A 21,980-nucleotide genomic window follows, 5' to 3' on the forward strand; every position below is an offset into this window, starting at 1 on the left:
CTCGGGACTTTCTTTTATATCTTATTTGTTCAACTTACTGTTTTTATATCCATAAGCAAAGTAAAACACTAAACCGATTAGCAACCAAACTCCAAACCATTTCCAATTAGAAACCGCCATTCCTGTTAGTAAATAACAACAAGAGATTAATCCTAATAACGGAATCAATGATAAATTCTTAAAGAAAGTAATGAAGGACATTACAATACACAATAAGAAGAAAACTACTAAGGGTAAATTCGTTGCTATTTTCCCTTCCGAAAAATCAAAAGAACTACCAAAATACGTTGGGAATAAGTAGTGAACTAAAATTGAACTTCCAACAACAATCGCAGGAAAAACAAACTTTGAATTAATGTAAGGAATTCTGAATTTCCCTTTGGTTGCTCTTACCTTCAATTCATCTTCACTTTGAGGAGAAAGCATTAAAACTCCCCCACACACCAGCACAAAAGCAAACAAAGTTCCTATACTAGTAAAATCGAGTACAAAATTTTCATCAGTAAAGAAAATGGGTAGTCCAACCACTAAACCAGTAACTATAGTCGCAAATCCTGGTGTTTTGTGTTTTGGGTGAATTTCAGCAAATTTCTTTGGCATTAAACCATCTCGCGACATCGTCATCCAGATGCGTGGTTGTCCCATTTGAAACACCAACATTACACTGGTCATGGCAACTACAGCCGCAATAGAAACGATGAACAACATCCACTTCACGCCTTTCAAAGCAAATATTTCAGCCAATGGATCGCTTACTCCTAATAAATCGTATTTTACCATTCCGGTAATTACCAAGGCTAAAACTATATAAATAATTGTACAAATAATCAATGAATAAATCATCCCACGAGGTAAATCACGTTGCGGATTTTCACTTTCTTCAGCCAAAGTCGATACGGCATCAAAGCCAATATAAGCAAAGAAAACAGCCGAAACTCCGGCCATAACTCCACCAAATCCGTTAGGCATAAAAGGCGTCCAATTTTCAATATCGATGTAAAATGCTCCAACAATAATCACTAATAGAATAATAGCCAACTTGATGTACACCATTGCATTGCTAAAATTTTTCGATTCTTTAGTTCCTTTGTAAACCAAATACGTAATCAATATATTAATTACAACTGCTGGTAAGTCAAATATAATTTTTAAACTTCCAATTGTGGGTGCATTTTGCCACGCTGATAATCCTTCTCCAGCTTTACTTTCTAGAAATGCTGCATGTGACGACTTATAGTTAATAGTCAACCACTCGGGCAAATGGATATGAAAACCTTCCAGTAAATTAGTAAAATAGCCACTCCATGAAAATGCAATATATATATTACCAATGGAATATTCCATCAACAATGCCCAACCAATAATCCAGGCAAATACTTCTCCAAAAGAAACATAAGCATACGTATATGCACTGCCCGAAACAGGCACACGAGAGGCAAATTCGGCATAACACATGGCTGTAAATCCACACGCGATTGCACAAATCACATACAACAAAATCACTCCTGGCCCACCCGAAAAACAAGCATTCCCAATAGCACTAAATGTTCCACCGCCAATAATTGCAGCTATACCAAAAAAGGTTAAGTCTTTGACATTTAAAACTTTATTCAATCCCGAATGTTCGCCATCGCCTCCTTGTTGCAAAATAGTTGAAGTGGGTTTTCTTCGGAATAAATTAGATAGTGACATACAATAATGTTTACTTAAGGTTAGAATAACAAATATAGAATAATTTGCTTACGTTTTTAAAAAATGCTTTCCACTTAACTTAATAACTAAAATCTATCAAAAAATAAGAATTAATCATTCGTTATCTATAGTTTGAATGTTTTAAATTAATAACTTTGTTCAAATCAGGAATAGAAATATAGAAATCAACAATAAAATAACAACTTCTTTAATTATTTAGTACAATTTATGGAACATTCAAACGACATTAGCAAATGCCCTTTTCATCAACATCAAAAAGGATTGAGCGATGGTGTTAAAAATCAGGATTGGTGGCCAAAAGCTCTGAATCTAGATATTTTACACCAACACGACTCAAAAACAAATCCTTTGGGTGAGAATTTTAACTATGCAGAAGAATTTAAAAAATTAGATCTTGAAGCTCTCAAAAATGATTTGAAAGCCCTAATGACTGACAGTCAGGATTGGTGGCCAGCCGATTGGGGACATTATGGTGGATTAATGATTCGAATGGCTTGGCACTCGGCGGGAACGTACCGAATAGCTGATGGTCGTGGTGGCGCAGGAACAGGAAATTTACGATTTGCACCGTTAAATAGTTGGCCAGATAACGGAAATTTAGATAAAGCCAGAAGATTATTATGGCCCATCAAGAAAAAATACGGCAACAAAATTTCGTGGGCCGATTTGATGATTTTAGCAGGAAACATGGCTTATGAATCGATGGGATTCAAAACGTTTGGATTTGCTGGAGGACGAGAAGACATTTGGCATCCAGAAAAAGATGTGTATTGGGGAGCAGAAAAAGAATGGCTAGCAAAATCGGGTGGCGAAGGCAGTCGATACTCTGGCGAAAGAGATCTAGAAAACCCATTAGCAGCCGTGATGATGGGATTGATTTATGTGAATCCTGAAGGTGTAGACGGCAACCCCGATCCTTTAAAAACAGCTCGTGATATGCGCATCACTTTCCAACGGATGGCCATGAACGACGAAGAAACAGTTGCGCTTACTGCTGGTGGTCATACCGTAGGGAAAGCACACGGAAATGGTGATGCTTCTGTACTCGGTAAAGAACCAGAAGCTGGCGAAATAGAAAATCAAGGTTTTGGTTGGTTGAATCCTAAAGGAAACGGAAATGCCGGAGACACAGTAACCAGCGGATTGGAAGGTTCATGGACAACACATCCTACTCGTTGGGATCACGAATACTTCCACTTACTATTCAATTACGAATGGGAATTAAGGAAAAGTCCTGCTGGTGCTTGGCAATGGGAACCCATCAATATCAAAGAAGAGGACAAACCTATCGATGCTCACGATCCATCCAAAAGAAACAATCCAATCATGACGGATGCGGACATGGCCTTAAAAATGGATCCAGCATACCGTGAAATTTCAGAGCGTTTTCTGAGAGAACCTGCTTATTTTGACGATGCGTTTGCTCGTGCTTGGTTCAAACTAACTCACAGAGATTTAGGTCCGAAAGACCGCTACTTAGGTACTGATGTTCCTGCGGAAGATTTGATTTGGCAAGATCCTGTTCCAAAAGTAGATTACACTTTATCAGATTCGGAAATTGAAGAATTAAAAGATAAATTATTGAACAGCGGATTAACCAGATCCGAATTGATTGCTACCGCTTGGGACAGTGCTAGAACATTTAGAGGTTCTGATTTCAGAGGTGGCGCAAACGGTGCTAGAATTCGATTAGAACCACAAAGAAACTGGGTAGCCAACGAACCAGAACGTCTGCACAGAGTTTTATCAAAATTAGCTGAAATTCAGGCCGGTTTAAGCAAAAAAGTAAGCATTGCTGACCTGATTGTTTTGGGTGGAAATGCGGCCATTGAAAAAGCGGCTCAAGAAGGTGGATTTAATGTTAAAGTTCCTTTCCATCCCGGAAGAGGCGATGCTTCACAAGAAATGACTGATGTAGAATCGTTTGAGGTGTTAGAACCGACTAACGACGCTTTTAGAAATTTCACGAAATCAAAATACGTGGTTCAACCCGAAGAATTGATGTTAGACAAAGCTCAATTACTCGGATTAACAGCAGCCGAAATGACTGTGTTAATTGGCGGAATGCGTGTACTTGGCACTAATTATGGCGGAACCAAACACGGAGTTTTCACTAACAACGAAGGTGTTTTGAGTAACGATTTCTTTGTAAATCTGACCGACATGAACTACAGTTGGAAACCAGCTGGAGATAATTTATACAACATAGCCGATAAAAAATCGGGTGCCACAAAATGGACCGCTACTAGAGTAGACTTAATTTTTGGTTCTAATTCTGTCTTACGATCGTATGCTGAAATTTATGCACAAGACGATAACAAAGAAAAATTTGTAAATGATTTCATCAAAACTTGGAACAAAGTGATGAACGCAGATCGTTTCGATTTGAAATAAGAACAACCAAGTTAGTATTGTTTTTCTGAAAAACCACCTGTATCGGGTGGTTTTTACTTTTTATACAAAAAGCAATCCATAAAGACAGATAAATTTAAAAATACAGTTAAAATTTTGCAGTAATACTACACTTAATTTTGCTTTATTATTTTATTCCAAAATATAATAAATATCATGTTTTATGTTTCCTACTATTTGTAATTTCGCACCAGAAAAACAGTTCTAACATTTAAAATACAATAACATGGCATTAGTAGGAAAAAAATTTCCAAACATTACAGTAGATGCAATCTCTTTTATGGGAGATAATTTAAGAATCAACGTGCTCGAAGAAGCTACCAAAAACAAGAAAAAAGTAATTTTATTCTGGTATCCTAAAGATTTTACTTTCGTTTGTCCAACTGAATTACACGCTTTTCAAGCAGCTTTACAAGAATTCGAAAAAAGAAATACTATGGTAATTGGCGCTTCTTGTGATACTAATGAAGTGCACTTTGCTTGGTTGAATACTCCAAAAAACAACGGTGGAATCGAAGGTGTAACCTATCCACTTATTGCAGATACCACTCGTAACTTATCGGCAGCTTTAGATATATTGGATTCAGAATGGGTGTACGACGAAGAATTAAACGACGAAATCCTTGAAGGCTCAAATGTGACTTTCAGAGCAACGTATTTAATTGATGAAGACGGAAAAATCTTCCACGAAAGTGTAAACGACATGCCACTAGGTAGAAATGTGGACGAGTTTTTACGTTTAATTGATGCCTACAGCCACGTTCAAACGTATGGCGAAGTTTGTCCAGCCAACTGGCAACAAGGAAAACAAGCTATGAATGCTGATCGTAACAGTACTGCAGCTTATTTAGCTTCCAATTAATTCAAATTTCAAGAATAAGTAACAAACTAAAATTTGTCATTAAAAACTCTCAATTAATTGGGAGTTTTTTTATTTTTGAAAAAAACTCATGGAAATAGTAATCGTATCCATCGTTGCCTTTCTCACCGCACTCCTCACCTTTTTCTCGGGTTTCGGATTGGGAACATTACTCGCTCCGGTTTTAATGCTTTTCTTTCCTGTTGATGTGGCCATCGCACTTACTGGAATTGTGCATTTTTTCAATAATATGTTCAAATTGATTTTAGTCGGCAAAAATGTCAACAAAGAAGTGTTCATCCGATTCGGAATTCCCGCCATTATTTTCGCTTTCATCGGTGCCTTTGTGTTGCTCAAAATCCCCAATATGCAACCGTTGTTTACCTACGAACTCTTTGGAAAAACATTCGCTATTTATCCTTTAAAACTAACGATAGCCTTATTAATTCTCTTTTTTGCGTGCATGGACATTGTGCCGTACTTCAACACACTCCAATTCGATAAAAACAAATTACCCATTGGCGGCGCTTTAAGTGGGTTTTTCGGAGGTTTAGCCGGAACACAAGGTGCGTTGCGAAGTGCGTTTCTCATTCGCGCTGGCTTGGCCAAAGAAGCTTTTATCGGAACCACTGTTGTCATTTCGTCGCTGGTCGATTTCACTCGCCTCAGCGTCTACGCAACCCGAATGATGAACCTAAATTTAAATGAAAACTTACCATTACTCATTTGCACCACACTTTCGGCCATGACTGGAGCTTTCATCGGAAATCAACTCCTCAAAAAAGTCACTGTCAATTTCCTCAAAATCACTGTGGCCATTTTCCTCATAATCATCGGAATCGCACTCGGTTTAGGCTGGATTTGATATTTACAGAAGAAATCTAAAATCTAAAATCTGAATTCTAAAATAGTAGAATAGCGTGTCGGCTTCCCACTCTTCTCCCATCGCCAGCCGTCGGTCTACAGCTGCAATTCCTTGGCTTTTTTGCACGTTTTTCTACGTCATACAATGGCTTCTGCTGTCGCCCTTGTAGGCCTACAAAAACGGCAAAACGCTGTCGTCATTTCCGCCTTCGCCCTCACGCAAACGAGTTACGCAGAACATTTTTTTATTAATTGAAGTATTTTTTCCGCAACCAAAACGCCACATTCACCAAAATAATCAATGCCGGAACTTCTACAAGCGGACCAATAACTCCTGCAAATGCTTGTCCACTATTGATGCCAAAAACACCAATTGAAACGGCAATGGCGAGTTCAAAATTATTCCCCGAAGCCGTAAACGATAAAGCTGTTGCATCGCGGTAATTGGCGCCAATTTTCTTCGAAACAAAGAACATTAGGAAAAACATTATTGCAAAGAAAATCACGAGCGGAATCGCGATGCGCAATACGTCCAAAGGTAAATCTACTATCATTTCGCCTTTCAAACTGAACATGATGACAATCGTAAAAAGCAACGCAATCAGCGTAATCGGCGACACAAACGGTAAAAACTTTTGGTTGAAGAACTTGTCGCCTAGGTGTTTTTTAATCAAAAACCGACTCACAACAGCCAATGCAAACGGAATTCCCAAATAGATGCCGACCGTTTTGGCTATTTCAGCAATGGTAATATCCAATTCCAATCCTTTGATTCCGAATAAGGGCAACATGACCGCCAAATAAAAATACGCGTACAGACTGAAGAAAAACACTTGCAGCAAACTGTTGATTCCGATTAAACCTGCTGTGAGTTCGCGATTACCCTCGGCCAATTCGTTCCATACGATCACCATCGCAATACAAGGCGCAATTCCGATAATAATTAATCCAGTCATGTATTCGGGATAGTCTTTGAGGAAAAATGTCGCTAACAAAAACATTAAAAACGGACCGACAATCCAGGTGATGAAAAACGAAACAGCCAACAATTTGGGTTGTTGAAACATCTGTGGCACCTTTGAAAAATCAATTTTTGTCAACGGCGGATACATCATCAATATCAACCCAATAGCCAACGGAACATTCGTAGTTCCCGACGAAAAAGAGTTAATAAAATCATCCGAATTGGGAATAAAATAACCGATGGCTACACCAAGAAGCATGGCGAGAAAGATCCAAAGAGTTAAATATCGGTCTAAAAAATTAAGCCTTTTTTTCATGTTTTTTTTACCGCAAAGACGCAAATCCTTCGACAAGATCAGGATGACAGCGCCAAGTTCGCAAAGTTTTAAGAGTTATTTAATTTTTGAAAACACATAATACATTTCAGAAGCAATTTGTAAACTGCGTTCTATATATTTCTCATTCATGAATTCGGTTCCGTCAAAGGCTTTTGGATCGTCGTATTTGACGGGGAAACGCGCTTCAGCTCCGAATACCATTGGGCAACCTTCATCGGCATTGTTGCACGTCATGATCGCTCCAAAGTTGTTTTTCGGATTGAATTCATCAAAATACGCTTTTGAAAAACAGATGATGGGATGTTGATTTGCATCAAATTTCACAGCGTAAACTGGGTTTTGTTCTTGACTCAACTTCTGAATTTCAAAACCTTGATTGACTAATGTCTCGCCTACTTTCGGGAACATCGCCGTAGCTTCCGTTCCTCCTGAATAGCAAAACACATTTTTTATTGAAAAATGAAACGCCATGGTTTGTGCCCAAATTTGAGACAAATGACTGCGTCGCGAATTGTGCGTGCAAATAAAGTTCAAGCGAATTTCTTCGTTAGTATTGAATTTATTTTGAATGTAGTCAATCAAAGGCTGTAGTATATCCTTTCGCTCATTGGGAACTGAAATTTCAGCAATTGATTGGATTGTTTTAGATAAAATGTCGAACATATTGTTTTTTTTTAACCGCAAAGAGCGCAATGAACTACGCAAAGTCTGCAAGGGTTTTTAAATACTACTTTTTAGCCCAGATAGCAACGGAAAGCTTTTTTGAGGAAAAAGCTAGATTTTGTTTCCTAAAAAGAGCGACCAACGGAAGCTTTTTTTAGGATTACAAAAGCAGCTTGAAACCAAAAAACTTGGAGTGTATAGCTGGATTAGCTTCATATTAACAACAACCCGATTCAGGTGTGCAACAAGATACTTTTTCTTTCCACTCTCCAATTTTTGCTTTCATTTTATCGGCTGGAATTCCACAATGATCGCTTGCCAAACAAGTAGTTTCTTTTGGAGTTAAAATAAATTTTCCCTCTGAATAGTCTAGGCCAAATTTGCCGATGGTACTTTCGGTTTGGTATTCCACTTCCAGTTCTAAATCGGTATCACCAATTAAGTTTTTGGAAGCATCAATGATTTTTAAAACTTTGCTCGGCGCTAAACGATGGTAAAAATCGGCTGCCAACCACACTTGAAAAGTGATTAGTTTTTCTTCGCGAATGGTGTTGCCGCAATCGATAAAATTTTTAGTCAATAAACCCATTTCTGTGATGTGAAAATGAGCCGGAATAGTAGTTCTGTTGGGCAATTGAATGGTGAAATTTTCAACTTGCTCTAATCTGTTTTTGAATTCTGAGATTTTCATGTTTTAGATTTTTAGATTATAAGATTATTAGACTAGTTAGATGATTGAATAATGATTTATTAGATTTTTGGCTTCAATTGAAACAATTCTAATTTTCTAAGCCAGTCTAAGAAGTCATTAAATCAACAGCATTTCAATTTTAACTTTTTGGAAATCAAGGCAAAGTAACTTTCAATTTTTGCCATTGTATCTGGATTTAAGCAATAGCAAATGGCTGTTCCTTCGATGTTTCCCTTAATGATGTTGGCGTTTTTTAATTCTTTTAAATGCTGCGAAATGGTGGGTTGTGCCAAAGGCAATTCGTTGACAATATCTCCACAGATACAACTATTAACGGACAATAAATACTCCACAATTGCAATTCGTGCTGGATGTGACAAGGCTTTAAACAAGCTTGCTATTTCATTGTGTTCTACTGAAAACGAATCGGATTTTGATGCACCCATAATGATGTTTTTGTGTTCTATGTTCTATGTTTTATACTGTATTGGGTATGCAACAGCTAATGTTGAGACTACACATACTTACAACCTAGAACTTACAACTATTTTTCAAATTATTTTTGATGAGTAAAACTACTCAATTATTATATTGCAATATTACGATAAAACAATAATACAAACCAAACATAAACTGTTAAATTTTTAAGGTCAAAATCATTTTCCCTATTCCGAAATATTTTCATACTTTTGGATTCATATAAAAATCACATTATGGCAACAGTAACATTAGGTGGAAACCCAATAAAAACAAGTGGTGAACTTCCAGCAGTTGGTTCGAAAGCACCTCAATTTCAATTAGTACAAAACGATTTATCAATAGCTTCTTTGGAAAATTTTACAGGAAGCAAATTGGTTTTAAATATTTTTCCGAGTATCGATACTGGAACGTGCGCCACTTCTGTTCGCACTTTTAACGCCAAAGCAAGCGCGCTAGAAAACACAAAAGTACTTTGCATTTCAAGAGATTTACCTTTTGCTCAAAAACGTTTTTGTGGCGCTGAAGGCTTGGAAAACGTGATTAACTTATCCGATTTCAAAACAGGTAGCTTCGGTAAAGACTATGGATTAGAAATGATCGAAGGTCCGCTTGGAGGTTTACACTCTAGAGTAGTTATCGTATTAGATGAAAACGGAACCGTAACCTACGCTGAGCAAGTACCTGAAATTGCAGACGAACCGAATTACGAAGCTGCATTAGCCGCATTATAACAAAAATGGAATTCCAAAGAGACAAATCGTTCCTTTCTGGAAGATTCAAAAGTATGGGATTTGCACTGAAAGGTGCTTTTAAATTAGCCACAACTGAACACAGTGTGATGGTGCAATCGTCAATTGCAGTACTCATGGTAATTGCTGGTTTTTATTTTGAAATTTCCCGTGAAGAATGGATGTTTCAGACTTTAGCAATTGGATTGGTATTGAGTGTTGAAGGATTAAACACTGCAGTCGAAAAAGTAGCCGATTTCATTCATCCTGAATTTCATAAAAAAATAGGATTTATTAAAGACATTGCTGCTGGAGCTGTTTTCTTTGCCGCAATGACTGCAATTGTTATCGGTTGTCTTATCTATATTCCAAAATTTTAATTTATTATTGTCCGAAATTTCGATAATCAATGGCCAAAGCAAGAAAAAAAGAAACTACAAACGATGCACTTCCTGAAGAAAAACTTCCATGGAAGATGAAATTACAATACCGTGTTTTGATTGGAAGCTTCTTATTGCTCTTCTCTATCGGATTGCTTTTGGCATTTGTTTCGTTTTTTATTTACGGTCACCAAGACCAAAGTGTAGTGGATGAATTGGGCAATCGAAGTGAAAAAGCCTACAATTGGCTAGGAAAAATTGGTGCCTATTTGGCCGATCTTTTCATTCACCGCGGATTTGGAGCTGCTTCCTTTCTATTTGTAAAATTATTCTTTGTTACTGGCGCTTATTTGGTATTGGACTTACCGCTCAAAAAACTCAAAAACACTTGGTTTTGGGATTTGTTTGTAATGATTGTATTGTCCATTTTATTTGGTTATTTCGCCACTTCACTGCCTCAATTAGGGGGAACAATTGGTTACGAGATGAACTTGTTTTTCCAAGATTTTATTGGAAAAATCGGTACGCTTTTGGTTTTAATTGCTGGATTAGTAATCTACTTGTTATTCAAAATCAAAATGTCGCCCGAATCAATCAAAACCTTTTTTGAAAGCAAGAAAAAAGAGATCAAAGACGATATTGATAGCATGCGACCTACTCCTTCTGATGGAGCATATAATTTAGAAGAATATGCTGTTAATGATAAAGAAGAAGAATCTCATATTGATTACGATATTGATGAAGTTTTAAAGCCAACATCTCAATTCGAAATCAACAAAGAAGCTTTAAAACCTACCATTTCAAGTTATTCTGAAATTGAATTGGAGCCGACTTTAAAGACAGAACCAAAACCAGTTGTAACTTCTACTCCACTAACTGTAACTCCAGTTGAAACGCCGATCATCAAAACGAATGATGAGGCATTTGTCATCGAAAAAGCGCAGGATGAAGATACCATTGAAGAAAATTTAGCGGCAAAAATTGTGGCTGATTTTGGTGAATTTGATCCAACATTGGAGTTGTCCAACTATAAATTTCCAACCATCGATTTATTAAAAGAATATGCCTCGGTCGGAATTACCATCAATCAAGAAGAATTAGAAGAAAACAAAAACCGTATTGTTGAAACGTTAAAAAACTACGGAATAACAATCTCACAAATCAAAGCTACGGTTGGTCCATCGGTTACTTTATATGAAATCGTTCCTGAAGCGGGAATCCGAATTTCAAAAATCAAAAGTTTAGAAGACGATATTGCACTTTCATTAGCCGCATTGGGAATTCGTATCATCGCTCCTATTCCAGGAAAAGGAACTATTGGTATTGAAGTTCCGAATAAGAATCCAACTATGGTTCCGATGAAAACCGTAATTGCGGCAGCTAAATTCCAAGAAGCTGAAATGGAATTGCCTATTGCTTTAGGGAAAACCATTTCAAACGAAACCTTTGTTGTTGATTTAGCCAAAATGCCTCACTTGCTGATGGCTGGAGCAACCGGACAAGGAAAATCGGTTGGATTGAACGCGGTTTTAACTTCGCTTTTGTACAAAAAACATCCAGCGGAAGTTAAATTTGTTTTGGTTGACCCGAAAAAAGTGGAATTGACTTTATTCAACAAAATTGAGCGTCATTATTTAGCCAAATTACCTGATTCTGAAGATGCTATCATCACTGATAACAGTAAAGTAATCAATACATTGAACTCGCTTTGCATTGAAATGGACAACCGTTATTCGTTATTAAAAGACGCGATGGTTCGTAATATTAAAGAATACAACGAAAAGTTCAAACAACGCAAATTGAATCCGGAAAACGGCCACCGATTTTTACCTTATATTGTTTTGGTTGTGGACGAGTTTGCCGATTTGATCATGACGGCTGGAAAAGAAGTAGAAACTCCCATTGCGCGTTTGGCTCAGTTGGCGCGTGCCATCGGGATTCACTTAATCATTGCAACGCAACGTCCATCGGTGAATGTAATTACCGGTATGATTAAAGCGAACTTCCCAGCTCGAATTGCGTTTAGAGTAACCTCAAAAATCGATTCGAGAACCATTTTAGATACGGGTGGAGCGGATCAATTGATTGGTCGTGGAGATTTATTATTTTCCAACGGAAATGATTTAGTACGTGTTCAATGTGCTTTTGTTGATACTCCAGAAGTTGAAAAAATAGTTGATTTTATTGGTTCACAAAAAGCGTATGCTACGGCTTACATGCTTCCGGAATATGTTGGTGAAGAAGGTTCGAATGTAAATCTTGAGTTTGATATTTCAGAAAGAGATTCCTTGTTTAGAGATGCTGCCGAAATAATTGTCACTGCTCAACAAGGTTCGGCATCATTATTGCAAAGGAAGTTAAAACTAGGCTACAACAGAGCTGGAAGATTAATCGATCAATTGGAAGCCGCAGGAATTGTGGGTCCGTTTGAAGGAAGTAAAGCGAGAAGCGTTAATATTCCCGATTTGGTAGCATTGGAACATTTTTTTAATAATGAACAAAATAATGATTAAAATGAAGAAATTATTTTCTATTGCTTTTTTACTATTTGTTACACTCAATGCAAATGCTCAAGATAAAAAGGCGAAAGAACTTCTTGATGATGTAACTGCTAAAATCAAAAGCTATAAAAATATTGTGATTGATTTTAAATACACTTTGACCAATACTAAAGAAAACATCAATCAGGAAAGTAAAGGAAATGTAACCTTGGAAGGCAATAAATACATATTGAATTTCATGGGAGCGACAAAATTATACGACGGAAAAAAGACCTACACAGTTGTTCCTGAAGATGAAGAGATTACTATTTCATCTGCTAATGATAACGATGAAAAATCAATTACTCCATCCAAAATGCTGACGTTTTTCAATAGCGGTTATAAGTATTCAATGGATATTTTACAAAACGTAAAAGGAAGAAAAATACAGTACATTAAATTGGTTCCAACCAACGGAAAAGATCAGCGAAAAGAAGTGCTATTGGGAATTGATATCCAAACCAAACACATCTACAACCTTATCGAAGTAGGCAAAAATGGTACAAAAACAACTTTAACTGTTAATTCTTTTAAAACCAATCAGCCATTATCCAAAAATCAATTTATCTTTGTAGCCAGTAAGTATCCCAACTACTACATCAATAAATTAGATTAGCATTTGTGAAAATATTAGATAAGTATTTACTTAAATCCTTCTTGATTACATTTACTACGGTATTTGTAATCTTGTTTTTTATATTCATTTTACAAACGGTTTGGTTATTCATCTCTGAATTAGCGGGGAAAGATCTCGACTTTTTTATGGTAGTAAAATTCTTGGTGTTTTCAATGCCACGAATTGTTCCTTTAGTATTGCCTTTGTCTGTGCTTTTGGCATCCATTATGACCTTCGGAAGTTTGTCTGAAAACTATGAATTTGCAGCTATGAAATCGTCTGGAATTTCATTGCAACGCGCCATGCGAAGTCTTACCTTTTTCATTTTGTTTTTGAGCATTGTTGCATTTGTTTTTGCTAATAATGTGATTCCGTATGCCGAATACAAATTCATCAACTTCAGACGAAATATTGCACAAGTAAAACCCGCCATGGCTATTGCAGAAGGTCAATTCAGTGAAATTGGTAATTACACCATTAAAGTCCAAAAGAAATCTGGTGAAAACGGAAATTTATTGTCTGATGTTATCATTCACATCAAATCAAGCACCGGAGAAGGTAATAAAACCGTAATTAGAGCTAATCGCGGAGAATTAGTTAGTAGTGAAAATTCAAATACCTTGAAGCTACTGCTTTTTGATGGATACTATTATGAGGATATTTTTCCAAAAAAATACGAAGAACGCAAGCGATTACCCTTCGCGAAAGCTACTTTCAAAAGAGATGTCATCAATATTGATCTATCAAAATTGAATTCGCAAGACGATACGGGAGAAATTACCAACACTAATACTATGTTGAATATTAGTGAATTGAATTACACTTTGGATTCTTTAAACACCAACTATAAAAGAGACATTACATCGTATGCTGAGAACATTTACCAAAGAGTAAATACCACTATGATTGTTCCTAAATCAGCAACACCACTATCCAAAATTTCTGATTTTCAGAGCCATTTTTCTACCTTAGATAAAGATCGAAAACTACAAGTCTACAATGTGGCCAAAAGCAACGTTGAAGGTACTGTTTTTTCTATTGATAGCTCCAAATTTGAAATGGAGGAAAAACAAAAAAACATCAATTCACATTGGATTGCTTTGTACGATAAATTTGTAATTGCATTTGCATGTATTTTGATGTTCTTCATAGGCGCACCACTCGGAGCCATCATCAGAAAAGGTGGTTTGGGATTACCAATTGTATTTGCGGTTGGAATTTTCATCATCTTTCACTTCATCAATACATTTGGAAAAAAAGTAGCTCAAGAAAACGGAATTACCCCTTTTTTAGGAACATGGATGTCGTCTATGGTCTTGAGTCCGTTAGCCATAATTCTAACTTACAGAGCAACTAATGATATTGGTGGTATGTTTAATTTTGATGCTGTAACTGTACCCATTCAGAAATTCTTCGGATCATTATTTTCTAAAAAAGAAACTGTAAAGGCAATTGAGTTACCAAATGAAGTCAATGAAATGCTCCCAAGTGAACCTGTAAGCTCTTCAAATTTCACCTCTGAATTAGCGGAATACAGAAAATTCTCAAACATTTCATTAATCTTGAATTTAATTGCTACAGTAGCTTTCTTTATTGTCAAAAATAATACGAGCATTGTACTTTTAATTATTGGATTTGTACTTTTACTAATCGGATTTTTATACTGTATTTACCGTTCACAGAAAAAATTAGATGAAATTGGAATCCTAACCAACACCAATGTAGAACCCGGAATTGCTGTTTCAATGGTAACCGGATTTCCATTTTATTTCATCATTTACTTATACAACAACACGCTATTGAAAGGTTTGCTTTCTGAAAAAAAATAATGATATTACAACTACAAAACCTAGAAAAAATGTCAGATTCTGCATTAAAATTAAACACAATTGAAGAAGCCATTGAAGACATTCGACAAGGAAAAGTCATCATTGTTGTTGACGACGAAGATCGAGAAAACGAAGGTGATTTCTTGGCTGCTGCCGAAAAGGTTACTCCCGAAATGATTAACTTTATGGCCACTCACGGAAGAGGTTTAATTTGTGCTCCACTGACCGAAAACCGTTGTAAAGAACTCGATTTGCATGCTATGGTTTCCAACAATACCGATGTAATGCAAACCGCTTTTACCGTTTCGGTAGATTTAAGAGGAAACGGAGTTACCACCGGAATTTCTGCTTCAGATAGAGCTAAAACAGTTGAAGCTTTAGTCAATCCTGATACTAAACCACATGATTTAAGCAGACCTGGACATATTTTTCCGCTTATTGCCAAACAAGGCGGAGTTTTAAGAAGAACTGGCCATACGGAAGCTGCGATTGATTTTGCTCGCTTAGCCGGATTCAAATCGGCTGGAATCATTGTTGAAATCATGAACGAAGACGGAACAATGGCGCGATTGCCTCAATTATTTGAAGTAGCCAAAAAATTCGACTTAAAGATTGTTTCCATCGAAGATTTAGTTGCCTACAGAATGCAACACGACAGTTTGATTGTCAAGAAAGAAGATTTTGAAATTGAAACCCGTTTTGGTCAATTCCGATTGCGTGCTTATTTACAAACGACCAATAAACAAGTCCATTTGGCTCTAACCAAAGGAAGTTGGAGCAACGGTGAAGCGATTCTAACCCGAATCAATTCGACTCAAATCAACAACGATATTTTGGGCACTTTGACCAACAATGCCGATAAGAAATTAGACGATATGTTCCAATTGATTAATCAAGAAGGAAAAGGAGCCATTTTGTTCATCAATCAAGAAATTCAATCGTTGGATTTATTGAACCGTCTTAAAGAATTAAAGTCACTCCAAGAAAAAGGAATTAACAAAGCGCCCATCATCAAAATGGATGTGAAAGATTTCGGAATTGGAGCTCAAATTCTTCATGATATTGACATTTCCAAAATCAAATTGATTTCTAACACCGAGCAAACCAAACGTGTGGGAATGATTGGTTATGGTTTGGAAATTACAGAATATGTACAATATTAGAAGTGTCAAGTACGGAGTACGATAAATGAAGGCAGGTTAGTAAAATAATCTGTCTTTTTTTTACACATTATTTAACTACTGCTTGGTGCGTAAACTTAAACCAAATTGAACAAAAGCAGATGGTTTCAATTGATTTTCATAATCATCAGTTGGTGTCTTAAAATCGGAGTTATAAAAGTCAAAATTGCGTCGCAAAACCCAACCTGCTTTTGCATTCAACCATAGATTTGAGGTTAAATTATACGAAAAATATGGATGAACAGCCACGTTTAATGTTCGCAAATAGTCAATAGAATCAATCGTATTAATATGAAACAATATTGGATCAGTGGTAAACCCGAAACCGTACTCCATTTTTTTTGTTGGAAGGAAAATTAGGCTGGCATTGTTAGGAAAATAAGTGGTAAACTTCATTTTATCAGAAACATAACTGAATGCTAAAATGGGAATAAGTGAATTTTTACCTAAATCATTGTTGTAATTCAATCCAAATCCCCATTTTAGACGTTCATTCTTTTGTGAGGTTTTCATCACTATTGAAGAAACTGCTGGAAACAAGTCGTTACTACTTAAATTGTCTTTAAAATCGCTTCTAATTGAGATTCTGGGAACTAAAAGTAACTCCCATTTAGAATTGAACTTATGCCTTGTTAGTAAAGAATACTTAATTTCATGTAACTCTTGAGGCAATGCTTGAGCAGAATTAGAAAAGGAGCTGTATTGATAATTCGATAATCGATAATAAACTATGTTATTGATCTTAGTTTTACTATTGAGTTGAATCGTTGGAGTTACAAAATTAAAATCAAAATGACTCAATTGCGCCTTGCCTTCTCCACTCTTGAATTCAGATTTTGGAAAAGTAGAATAGTTAATTGTCAAAAAGTCATTTGTATTTTGAGAATAACAAAAAAAAGACATCGTAACAATAATGAAGAAAAAAAAAGTCCTAAACAGCTGTCTACTCATACCACAAATATAAATTTCTTTCATTTAAGAGCTAATTTTAGAATAACAAAAAAACAAATTTCCATTTTAAAATATAGAAAATGAATGGGTTAGTTTTTAAAATAAAAAATATCTGATTATTTGTTGGAATTGTATTTGGAAAACAAAAAAAGGTTACTATATTTGCATCCGCATTCGCAAGGAATGTAAGACTTATTGGAGAAATGGCAGAGTGGTCGATTGCGGCAGTCTTGAAAACTGTTGACTGTAACAGGTCCGGGGGTTCGAATCCCTCTTTCTCCGCGAATAAAACCCCAAAATCGTAGATTTTGGGGTTTTTTAATTCCAAAAAGTAATCAAAGTTGTGATCTGAAGTTGCTTTTTGGAATTAAAAAGCTTAAAAAGTGACATAGGAACTTTTTGGGTTTTACTTACAGGTTCTTCCATTTGGAACAACGAAGTTAATCCTTCTTTCTCCGCAAAAACTTTTTTGAAAGTTAAGTTAAACCCGCTAAGCCATGCGATTTAGCGGGTTTTTGTTTTGCAATAATTTCTATCCCTAAAGTATACTTATCAGTGTATGTAAAAAATTGAAATTTAGTGACGCCGAATTTGCTACAAAACAAAGTCTGCAATAAAATGAATAATCATACCAAGGGCAACTTTACTAACATCAAAGTTTAAAATAAGTAAACCAATATGCAATCTATCATTTAGTCAAGCTATACTTCTTGCTCATTTTCCAAAAATAAATGAAGAAGATCAAATCATACTAATTATCGTTTCAAATCTGGAAAGATTTGTCATTATATTTTTTACACTTACAAATACTCAAAATGCTACTATAAATCAAATTAACACTAATTAATACTCTATAATAGACGCTAACAGTATTGAAAAATAACCTAAACTAATTTTGTTTCATAGAACATGAGTTAATAATAAACCTAAATAACACTAACTATGTACGAACAAATAAATGACAATATTTCAAAATTTGTTGCTTTTTCCGATTCAGAGTTGGAAATATTTGACTCATTGTTGAGTTTTAAAAAAGTAAGTAAGAAAACAATACTTTTACGTGAAGGCGAAAAATGCAACTTTGAAGCTTTTGTACTCAAAGGATGCTTGCGTAAGTACTATATTGACTCCAACGGAATTGAAGTGGTTTTACAGTTTGCAATAGAAAATTCTTGGATAAGTGATATTTCATTCAATGCCTATGAAACCAAACCAAGTCAGGTTTTTATTGAAACACTGGAAGATTGCGAATTGTTACTGTTTAGTCCCGAAGCCAAAGAAACACTGTTTTTAAAAGCACCAAAATTTGAACGTGCATTCAGAATATTAATGCAACGTAATTTGGATGTAACTCAAAATCGATTATTACATACTATTGCCAAAACAGCTACTGAAAAATATGTAGAGTTTTTAGAATTGTACCCAAAAATCCCTCAAAGAGTTGCTCAACACCATATCGCTTCTTTTTTAGGAATTTCACCAGAATTTCTCTCGAAAGTTAGGACAAGGATGATAAAACATTAATATCATTAGCACACTAATAAAAAAATCTTTATTTCATCATTAATCGTTTCAATTAGCGATATACCACAAAAAAAATTACTAAAAAGGCTCTTCACGCCCTGTAAACTATCATTTTATTGTGTTGGCACAATGCTTGGTTTCCATTATATAATTATAAATCATCAAAAATTATTACTATATGGAAACAAAACAATATTCTAAAACAGCTTTAATTTTAGTAAATCCTCTTAACGATTTTCTTTCGGAATAATTACTTATAAAAAATTGTCGAAGGCATTCAATTGTTACAAAATAGTAAAATTTTAATCGCTGCTTTTAATTGATAAGGAATCAGGGGAATTGTAAAGACCACTTTCCTTATCATGAACTATCGAAGAAGTATAAATCACAAAAAATTACGTCGAATATTAAAAATTACAAAATGGAAAAAAATACAAACATCCCAGGGTATACTTATGGTACAAGCCAAGTGGCCAAATCGCCATTTAGTCTAGAAGAGTTAAAACTTTTACAAGAATCAATGCTGTTCGGTGAGGAAGATCTAAAATACCTCAAAATGAGCTATGATATACTGAAAGACCAAACGAGTGACATACTCAATGTTTGGTACGGATTTGTCGGTTCAACTCCTCAATTGGTTTATTTCTTTGGAAATAAAACTACAGGTGAACCCGAAGGCGATTATTTAGCTAGAGTTCGTACCCGTTTTGAAATGTGGATACTGCAAACTGCCGAAGCCAATTACGATCAAGATTGGTTAAATTATCAGTATGAAATTGGGTTAAGACATTATACCCTAAAAAAGAACAAAACTGATAATGCGACCGCAGTTCCTATTGTAAACTATAGATACATTCCAGCTTTAACTATTCCGGTAACGGCAACCTTGAAACCCTTTTTATCCAAAAAAGGAGCCAACAATGAGGATGTTGAAAAAATGTATACTGCATGGCTGAAGAGCGTACTTCTGCAAACAATTCTTTGGGGACAACCTTATCTGATTGAAGGTGAGTTTTAATTTTTGGTTAATGCAATAAAGCGGGGCAATTCAATTGTCCCGCTTTATTATTTAATTAAATAGTTGTGCAATTAGTGTTGTAGTGCGAACTTTATAATGACATTGGTACATCCATTACCAGAATTTCAGTATCATCGACATTTGAAGTAATGTTAATTTTTGCGGTATCCCAAACCCCAAATCCATCACGCGATTCTAATTTTTGGTCACCAATAGTTGCTGAGCCTTTTATAATGAAAACATACATCCCATTACCCGATTTTTTTACAGCATATTCAGTGCTGATGTCTTTGCTGAATGTTCCTAAATTGAACCAAGCATCTTGGTGAATCCACACTCCATCATCCTCTGGTGAAGGAGAAACAATTTGTTGAAACTGATTAATTCTGTTCTCCTTTTTTAAGGTAATCTGGTCGTATCTTGGTGTAACATTCTTTTTATTTGGGTAAACCCATATCTGTAAAAACTTGACCAATTGATCTTTATTCTTATTGAATTCGCTGTGAAATATTCCCGTTCCTGCACTCATCACTTGTATGTCACCATTCTTGATGATAGTGGTATTACCCATACTGTCTTTATGCTCCAAATCACCTTCTAATGGGATTGAAATGATCTCCATATTGTCATGAGGATGAGTTCCGAATCCCATACCGCCTTCAACCTTATCATCATTCAATACACGCAATACACCAAAGTGCATTCTTTCCGGATTATAGTAATTGGCAAAACTAAACGTTTGATGGCTTTCCAGCCAACCATGATTGGCAAAACCACGAGTATTGGCTTTGTGAAAAATAGTATTTTCCTTTAGCAAATCTTGAGTATTTGGCAAATGATTGAAACCTAAAATTTCCAAGGGTTCAATTTCATCAATTTTGTTTTTGATAATGTTTCCGAATACTGCAGTAGCGGCAAACATTCCCGTTCCAAACAGTCCTTTCTTTAAGAAATCTTTTCTATCCATAACTTTTTGTGTTAATAATTGTTTCTGCAAATTTCGAATCAATGAATTAGATTTACATTGAACTAGTACAAGAAATGCAATTTATTGTTTGGCTAACTTTGTTCGCACTTTACTCAAAAACTCAGCTGTAATTCCGAGATAGGAAGCAATGTGATGTTGTGCAACTCGTTGTGATAGAGTTGGGTATAACTTCAAAAACTCCAAATATTTTTCTTGAGCGGTTTTGGCTATGGTGTCAATGAGACGATTTTGCATGGCCGATAAATTTCTTTGTACCAAAAGCCTAAAGATTCTTTCAAATTTTGGAACCTCACGCAAAAGCTGCTCTTTTGTTTCTGTAGTCAGTACCAACAATTCGCAATCTTCCAATGTTTCAATATACAATTGACTGGGTTTGTTTTCATGAAAACTGGCGATATCACTCACCCACCAATCCTCTGTGGCAAATGCCAAAACTACTTCCAAACCGTGCTCGTTAATGTAATATTTACGAATGCAACCCTTTAGAATGTAGGCTTCAAAATGACAAATTTCTCCTTCCTGCAAAAGAAAAGTTTTTTTTGGAACTTTTTTATGCTGCAAAATTTCGTTAAAAAACTCCATTTCCTTTTCGGTGAAATCATTGTTTTTACAAACATTTTTGTTGATCGATTCAAACATATTCTGAAAAATTATTGTTTACTCACTTTACACTTGGGCTTCATTTCTTAATCTTCTTTTTTCTAAAGCTTCCATAATCTCACATTTCAGCAAACCACTGCCACCGCCATAATGCTGAATGATTTCGATATTGGGTTGTTGATTGAGAAAAAAGGAGCACATTTTATCTTCACAACTTGTATCAATTCCGGAGCTAAGAAGTACCATATCTAATGTATTCTGGAGCACATAATCTTTAGCTTGTTCATCATCACTAAACGCCACGCCATGCCAATCCTCATTGGAATTAACCAACCTATTCAAAACTTCCAATATTTCTTTATTTTTACCAAAAATTAAAAATTTAAGTTTACTCATAACCTTTAAATTAAAATACAAAATTAAATCAAATACGAAGAGTTAAACTTAATCTAGAACAAGAAACAACTCAAAGTCCAAAAAAAATGTCATTTGGCTTATTTTTACATTGGAGAATTATCATAAATAAGCTTCAATTTTGATATTCTTTTTCAAAAAATAATTAAAACTAAAAAAAAACGTAAAAAGCTATAAATAGGGATGAAAACTACTCTAAAATATCGTTTAATTAATTGATTTTTAATA

Annotated in this window: 19 protein-coding genes, 1 tRNA gene and 1 pseudogene; 12 read left to right on the forward strand and 9 right to left on the reverse strand. The window is 35.4% G+C overall.

Annotated elements, in window-relative coordinates:
* Window positions 1-21: 21 nt before the first annotated feature.
* Window positions 22-1,692 (reverse strand): amino acid permease, encoded by a 1,671-nt coding sequence (locus VK161_RS09210; RefSeq protein WP_324214482.1) that lies wholly within the window; start codon window positions 1,690-1,692, stop codon window positions 22-24.
* Between the two features lie 228 nt (window positions 1,693-1,920).
* On the opposite strand from VK161_RS09210, the gene katG reads away from it, so the two are divergent.
* The 3 genes from katG (at window position 1,921) to VK161_RS09225 (ending at window position 5,849) form a co-directional block, all read left to right on the forward strand.
* Complete coding sequence (katG, locus tag VK161_RS09215; RefSeq protein WP_324214483.1) at window positions 1,921-4,107, forward strand: catalase/peroxidase HPI; 2,187 nt, start codon at window positions 1,921-1,923, stop codon at window positions 4,105-4,107.
* A gap of 244 nt (window positions 4,108-4,351) precedes the next feature.
* The gene (locus VK161_RS09220; RefSeq protein WP_324214484.1) at window positions 4,352-4,987 is read left to right on the forward strand and encodes a peroxiredoxin; all 636 of its coding nucleotides are present in this window, start codon (window positions 4,352-4,354) and stop codon (window positions 4,985-4,987) included.
* Between the two features lie 88 nt (window positions 4,988-5,075).
* Window positions 5,076-5,849 (forward strand): sulfite exporter TauE/SafE family protein, encoded by a 774-nt coding sequence (locus tag VK161_RS09225; RefSeq protein ID WP_324214485.1) that lies wholly within the window; start codon window positions 5,076-5,078, stop codon window positions 5,847-5,849.
* Window positions 5,850-6,096: 247 nt separating this feature from the next.
* On the opposite strand, the gene arsB is transcribed toward VK161_RS09225, so the two are convergent.
* The 4 genes from arsB to VK161_RS09245 all read right to left on the reverse strand — a co-directional run bounded on the left by arsB (window position 6,097) and on the right by VK161_RS09245 (window position 8,949).
* Window positions 6,097-7,128 carry an ACR3 family arsenite efflux transporter gene (arsB, locus tag VK161_RS09230; RefSeq protein WP_324214486.1) on the reverse strand — a complete coding sequence of 344 codons (1,032 nt, stop codon included), beginning with the start codon at window positions 7,126-7,128 and terminating at the stop codon, window positions 6,097-6,099.
* Window positions 7,129-7,203: 75 nt separating this feature from the next.
* The gene (locus tag VK161_RS09235) at window positions 7,204-7,812 is read right to left on the reverse strand and encodes a protein-tyrosine-phosphatase (protein WP_324214487.1); all 609 of its coding nucleotides are present in this window, start codon (window positions 7,810-7,812) and stop codon (window positions 7,204-7,206) included.
* A gap of 217 nt (window positions 7,813-8,029) precedes the next feature.
* Window positions 8,030-8,503 (reverse strand): DUF6428 family protein, encoded by a 474-nt coding sequence (locus tag VK161_RS09240; protein WP_324214488.1) that lies wholly within the window; start codon window positions 8,501-8,503, stop codon window positions 8,030-8,032.
* A 122-nt stretch (window positions 8,504-8,625) separates the two neighbouring features.
* Entirely contained in the window at window positions 8,626-8,949 is a 324-nt protein-coding gene (locus tag VK161_RS09245) for a metalloregulator ArsR/SmtB family transcription factor (RefSeq protein ID WP_324214489.1), read from the reverse strand.
* Between the two features lie 267 nt (window positions 8,950-9,216).
* Between VK161_RS09245 and tpx the strand changes: the two genes are divergently transcribed.
* The 6 genes and pseudogenes from tpx (at window position 9,217) to ribB (ending at window position 16,239) form a co-directional block, all read left to right on the forward strand.
* Window positions 9,217-9,714, forward strand: coding sequence for a thiol peroxidase (tpx, locus tag VK161_RS09250; protein ID WP_324214490.1), 498 nt, complete (start codon window positions 9,217-9,219; stop codon window positions 9,712-9,714).
* A 5-nt stretch (window positions 9,715-9,719) separates the two neighbouring features.
* On the forward strand, window positions 9,720-10,091 hold the full coding sequence (locus tag VK161_RS09255) for a diacylglycerol kinase family protein (RefSeq protein WP_324214491.1): 372 nt from the start codon (window positions 9,720-9,722) through the stop codon (window positions 10,089-10,091).
* A 29-nt stretch (window positions 10,092-10,120) separates the two neighbouring features.
* Window positions 10,121-12,604, forward strand: coding sequence for a DNA translocase FtsK (locus VK161_RS09260; RefSeq protein ID WP_324214492.1), 2,484 nt, complete (start codon window positions 10,121-10,123; stop codon window positions 12,602-12,604).
* Between the two features lies 1 nt (window position 12,605).
* Window positions 12,606-13,247, forward strand: coding sequence for an outer membrane lipoprotein carrier protein LolA (locus VK161_RS09265; protein WP_324214493.1), 642 nt, complete (start codon window positions 12,606-12,608; stop codon window positions 13,245-13,247).
* 5 nt (window positions 13,248-13,252) lie between these two features.
* Window positions 13,253-14,686: pseudogene (locus tag VK161_RS09270) on the forward strand (LptF/LptG family permease); the annotation flags it as partial.
* Between the two features lie 419 nt (window positions 14,687-15,105).
* On the forward strand, window positions 15,106-16,239 hold the full coding sequence (ribB, locus tag VK161_RS09275; RefSeq protein ID WP_324214495.1) for a 3,4-dihydroxy-2-butanone-4-phosphate synthase: 1,134 nt from the start codon (window positions 15,106-15,108) through the stop codon (window positions 16,237-16,239).
* A gap of 75 nt (window positions 16,240-16,314) precedes the next feature.
* Here ribB and VK161_RS09280 read toward each other — a convergent pair whose 3' ends face one another.
* Entirely contained in the window at window positions 16,315-17,121 is an 807-nt protein-coding gene (locus tag VK161_RS09280) for a DUF6268 family outer membrane beta-barrel protein (protein ID WP_324214496.1), read from the reverse strand.
* Window positions 17,122-17,405: 284 nt separating this feature from the next.
* Here VK161_RS09280 and VK161_RS09285 point away from each other — a divergent pair.
* The 3 genes from VK161_RS09285 (at window position 17,406) to VK161_RS09295 (ending at window position 19,750) form a co-directional block, all read left to right on the forward strand.
* A tRNA-Ser gene (locus VK161_RS09285) sits at window positions 17,406-17,490 on the forward strand.
* Window positions 17,491-18,150: 660 nt separating this feature from the next.
* On the forward strand, window positions 18,151-18,732 hold the full coding sequence (locus tag VK161_RS09290; protein ID WP_324214497.1) for a Crp/Fnr family transcriptional regulator: 582 nt from the start codon (window positions 18,151-18,153) through the stop codon (window positions 18,730-18,732).
* Between the two features lie 421 nt (window positions 18,733-19,153).
* Window positions 19,154-19,750, forward strand: a complete 597-nt coding sequence (locus VK161_RS09295; protein WP_324214498.1) for a protoglobin domain-containing protein — start codon at window positions 19,154-19,156, stop codon at window positions 19,748-19,750.
* Window positions 19,751-19,841: 91 nt separating this feature from the next.
* On the opposite strand, the gene VK161_RS09300 is transcribed toward VK161_RS09295, so the two are convergent.
* The 3 genes from VK161_RS09300 to VK161_RS09310 all read right to left on the reverse strand — a co-directional run bounded on the left by VK161_RS09300 (window position 19,842) and on the right by VK161_RS09310 (window position 21,734).
* Window positions 19,842-20,717: a pirin family protein gene (locus VK161_RS09300; RefSeq protein ID WP_324214499.1), complete on the reverse strand. Its 876-nt coding sequence runs from the start codon at window positions 20,715-20,717 to the stop codon at window positions 19,842-19,844.
* Window positions 20,718-20,798: 81 nt separating this feature from the next.
* A complete protein-coding gene (locus VK161_RS09305; RefSeq protein WP_324214500.1) occupies window positions 20,799-21,377 on the reverse strand; it encodes a Crp/Fnr family transcriptional regulator in 579 nt (192 codons plus the stop codon).
* Between the two features lie 27 nt (window positions 21,378-21,404).
* Window positions 21,405-21,734, reverse strand: a complete 330-nt coding sequence (locus tag VK161_RS09310) for a hypothetical protein (RefSeq protein ID WP_324214501.1) — start codon at window positions 21,732-21,734, stop codon at window positions 21,405-21,407.
* Between the last annotated feature and the right edge of the window lie 246 nt (window positions 21,735-21,980).

Source organism: Flavobacterium sp., from assembly GCF_035299245.1.
Taxonomy (GTDB): Bacteria; Bacteroidota; Bacteroidia; order Flavobacteriales; family Flavobacteriaceae; genus Flavobacterium.

Bases quoted from the DNA above. Each gene is read 5' to 3' on its own strand.
- VK161_RS09290 (WP_324214497.1), top strand. From the start codon at position 18,151: ATGTACGAACAAATAAATGACAATATTTCAAAATTTGTTGCTTTTTCC.
- VK161_RS09265 (WP_324214493.1), top strand. From the start codon at position 12,606: ATGAAGAAATTATTTTCTATTGCTTTTTTACTATTTGTTACACTCAAT.
- VK161_RS09255 (WP_324214491.1), top strand. From the start codon at position 9,720: ATGGAATTCCAAAGAGACAAATCGTTCCTTTCTGGAAGATTCAAAAGT.
- VK161_RS09220 (WP_324214484.1), top strand. From the start codon at position 4,352: ATGGCATTAGTAGGAAAAAAATTTCCAAACATTACAGTAGATGCAATC.
- VK161_RS09225 (WP_324214485.1), top strand. From the start codon at position 5,076: ATGGAAATAGTAATCGTATCCATCGTTGCCTTTCTCACCGCACTCCTC.
- VK161_RS09295 (WP_324214498.1), top strand. From the start codon at position 19,154: ATGGAAAAAAATACAAACATCCCAGGGTATACTTATGGTACAAGCCAA.
- VK161_RS09300 (WP_324214499.1), bottom strand. From the start codon at position 20,717: ATGGATAGAAAAGATTTCTTAAAGAAAGGACTGTTTGGAACGGGAATG.
- tpx (WP_324214490.1), top strand. From the start codon at position 9,217: ATGGCAACAGTAACATTAGGTGGAAACCCAATAAAAACAAGTGGTGAA.
- VK161_RS09245 (WP_324214489.1), bottom strand. From the start codon at position 8,949: ATGGGTGCATCAAAATCCGATTCGTTTTCAGTAGAACACAATGAAATA.
- arsB (WP_324214486.1), bottom strand. From the start codon at position 7,128: ATGAAAAAAAGGCTTAATTTTTTAGACCGATATTTAACTCTTTGGATC.
- VK161_RS09310 (WP_324214501.1), bottom strand. From the start codon at position 21,734: ATGAGTAAACTTAAATTTTTAATTTTTGGTAAAAATAAAGAAATATTG.
- VK161_RS09235 (WP_324214487.1), bottom strand. From the start codon at position 7,812: ATGTTCGACATTTTATCTAAAACAATCCAATCAATTGCTGAAATTTCA.
- VK161_RS09305 (WP_324214500.1), bottom strand. From the start codon at position 21,377: ATGTTTGAATCGATCAACAAAAATGTTTGTAAAAACAATGATTTCACC.
- ribB (WP_324214495.1), top strand. From the start codon at position 15,106: ATGTCAGATTCTGCATTAAAATTAAACACAATTGAAGAAGCCATTGAA.
- VK161_RS09240 (WP_324214488.1), bottom strand. From the start codon at position 8,503: ATGAAAATCTCAGAATTCAAAAACAGATTAGAGCAAGTTGAAAATTTC.
- katG (WP_324214483.1), top strand. From the start codon at position 1,921: ATGGAACATTCAAACGACATTAGCAAATGCCCTTTTCATCAACATCAA.
- VK161_RS09210 (WP_324214482.1), bottom strand. From the start codon at position 1,692: ATGTCACTATCTAATTTATTCCGAAGAAAACCCACTTCAACTATTTTG.
- VK161_RS09260 (WP_324214492.1), top strand. From the start codon at position 10,121: ATGGCCAAAGCAAGAAAAAAAGAAACTACAAACGATGCACTTCCTGAA.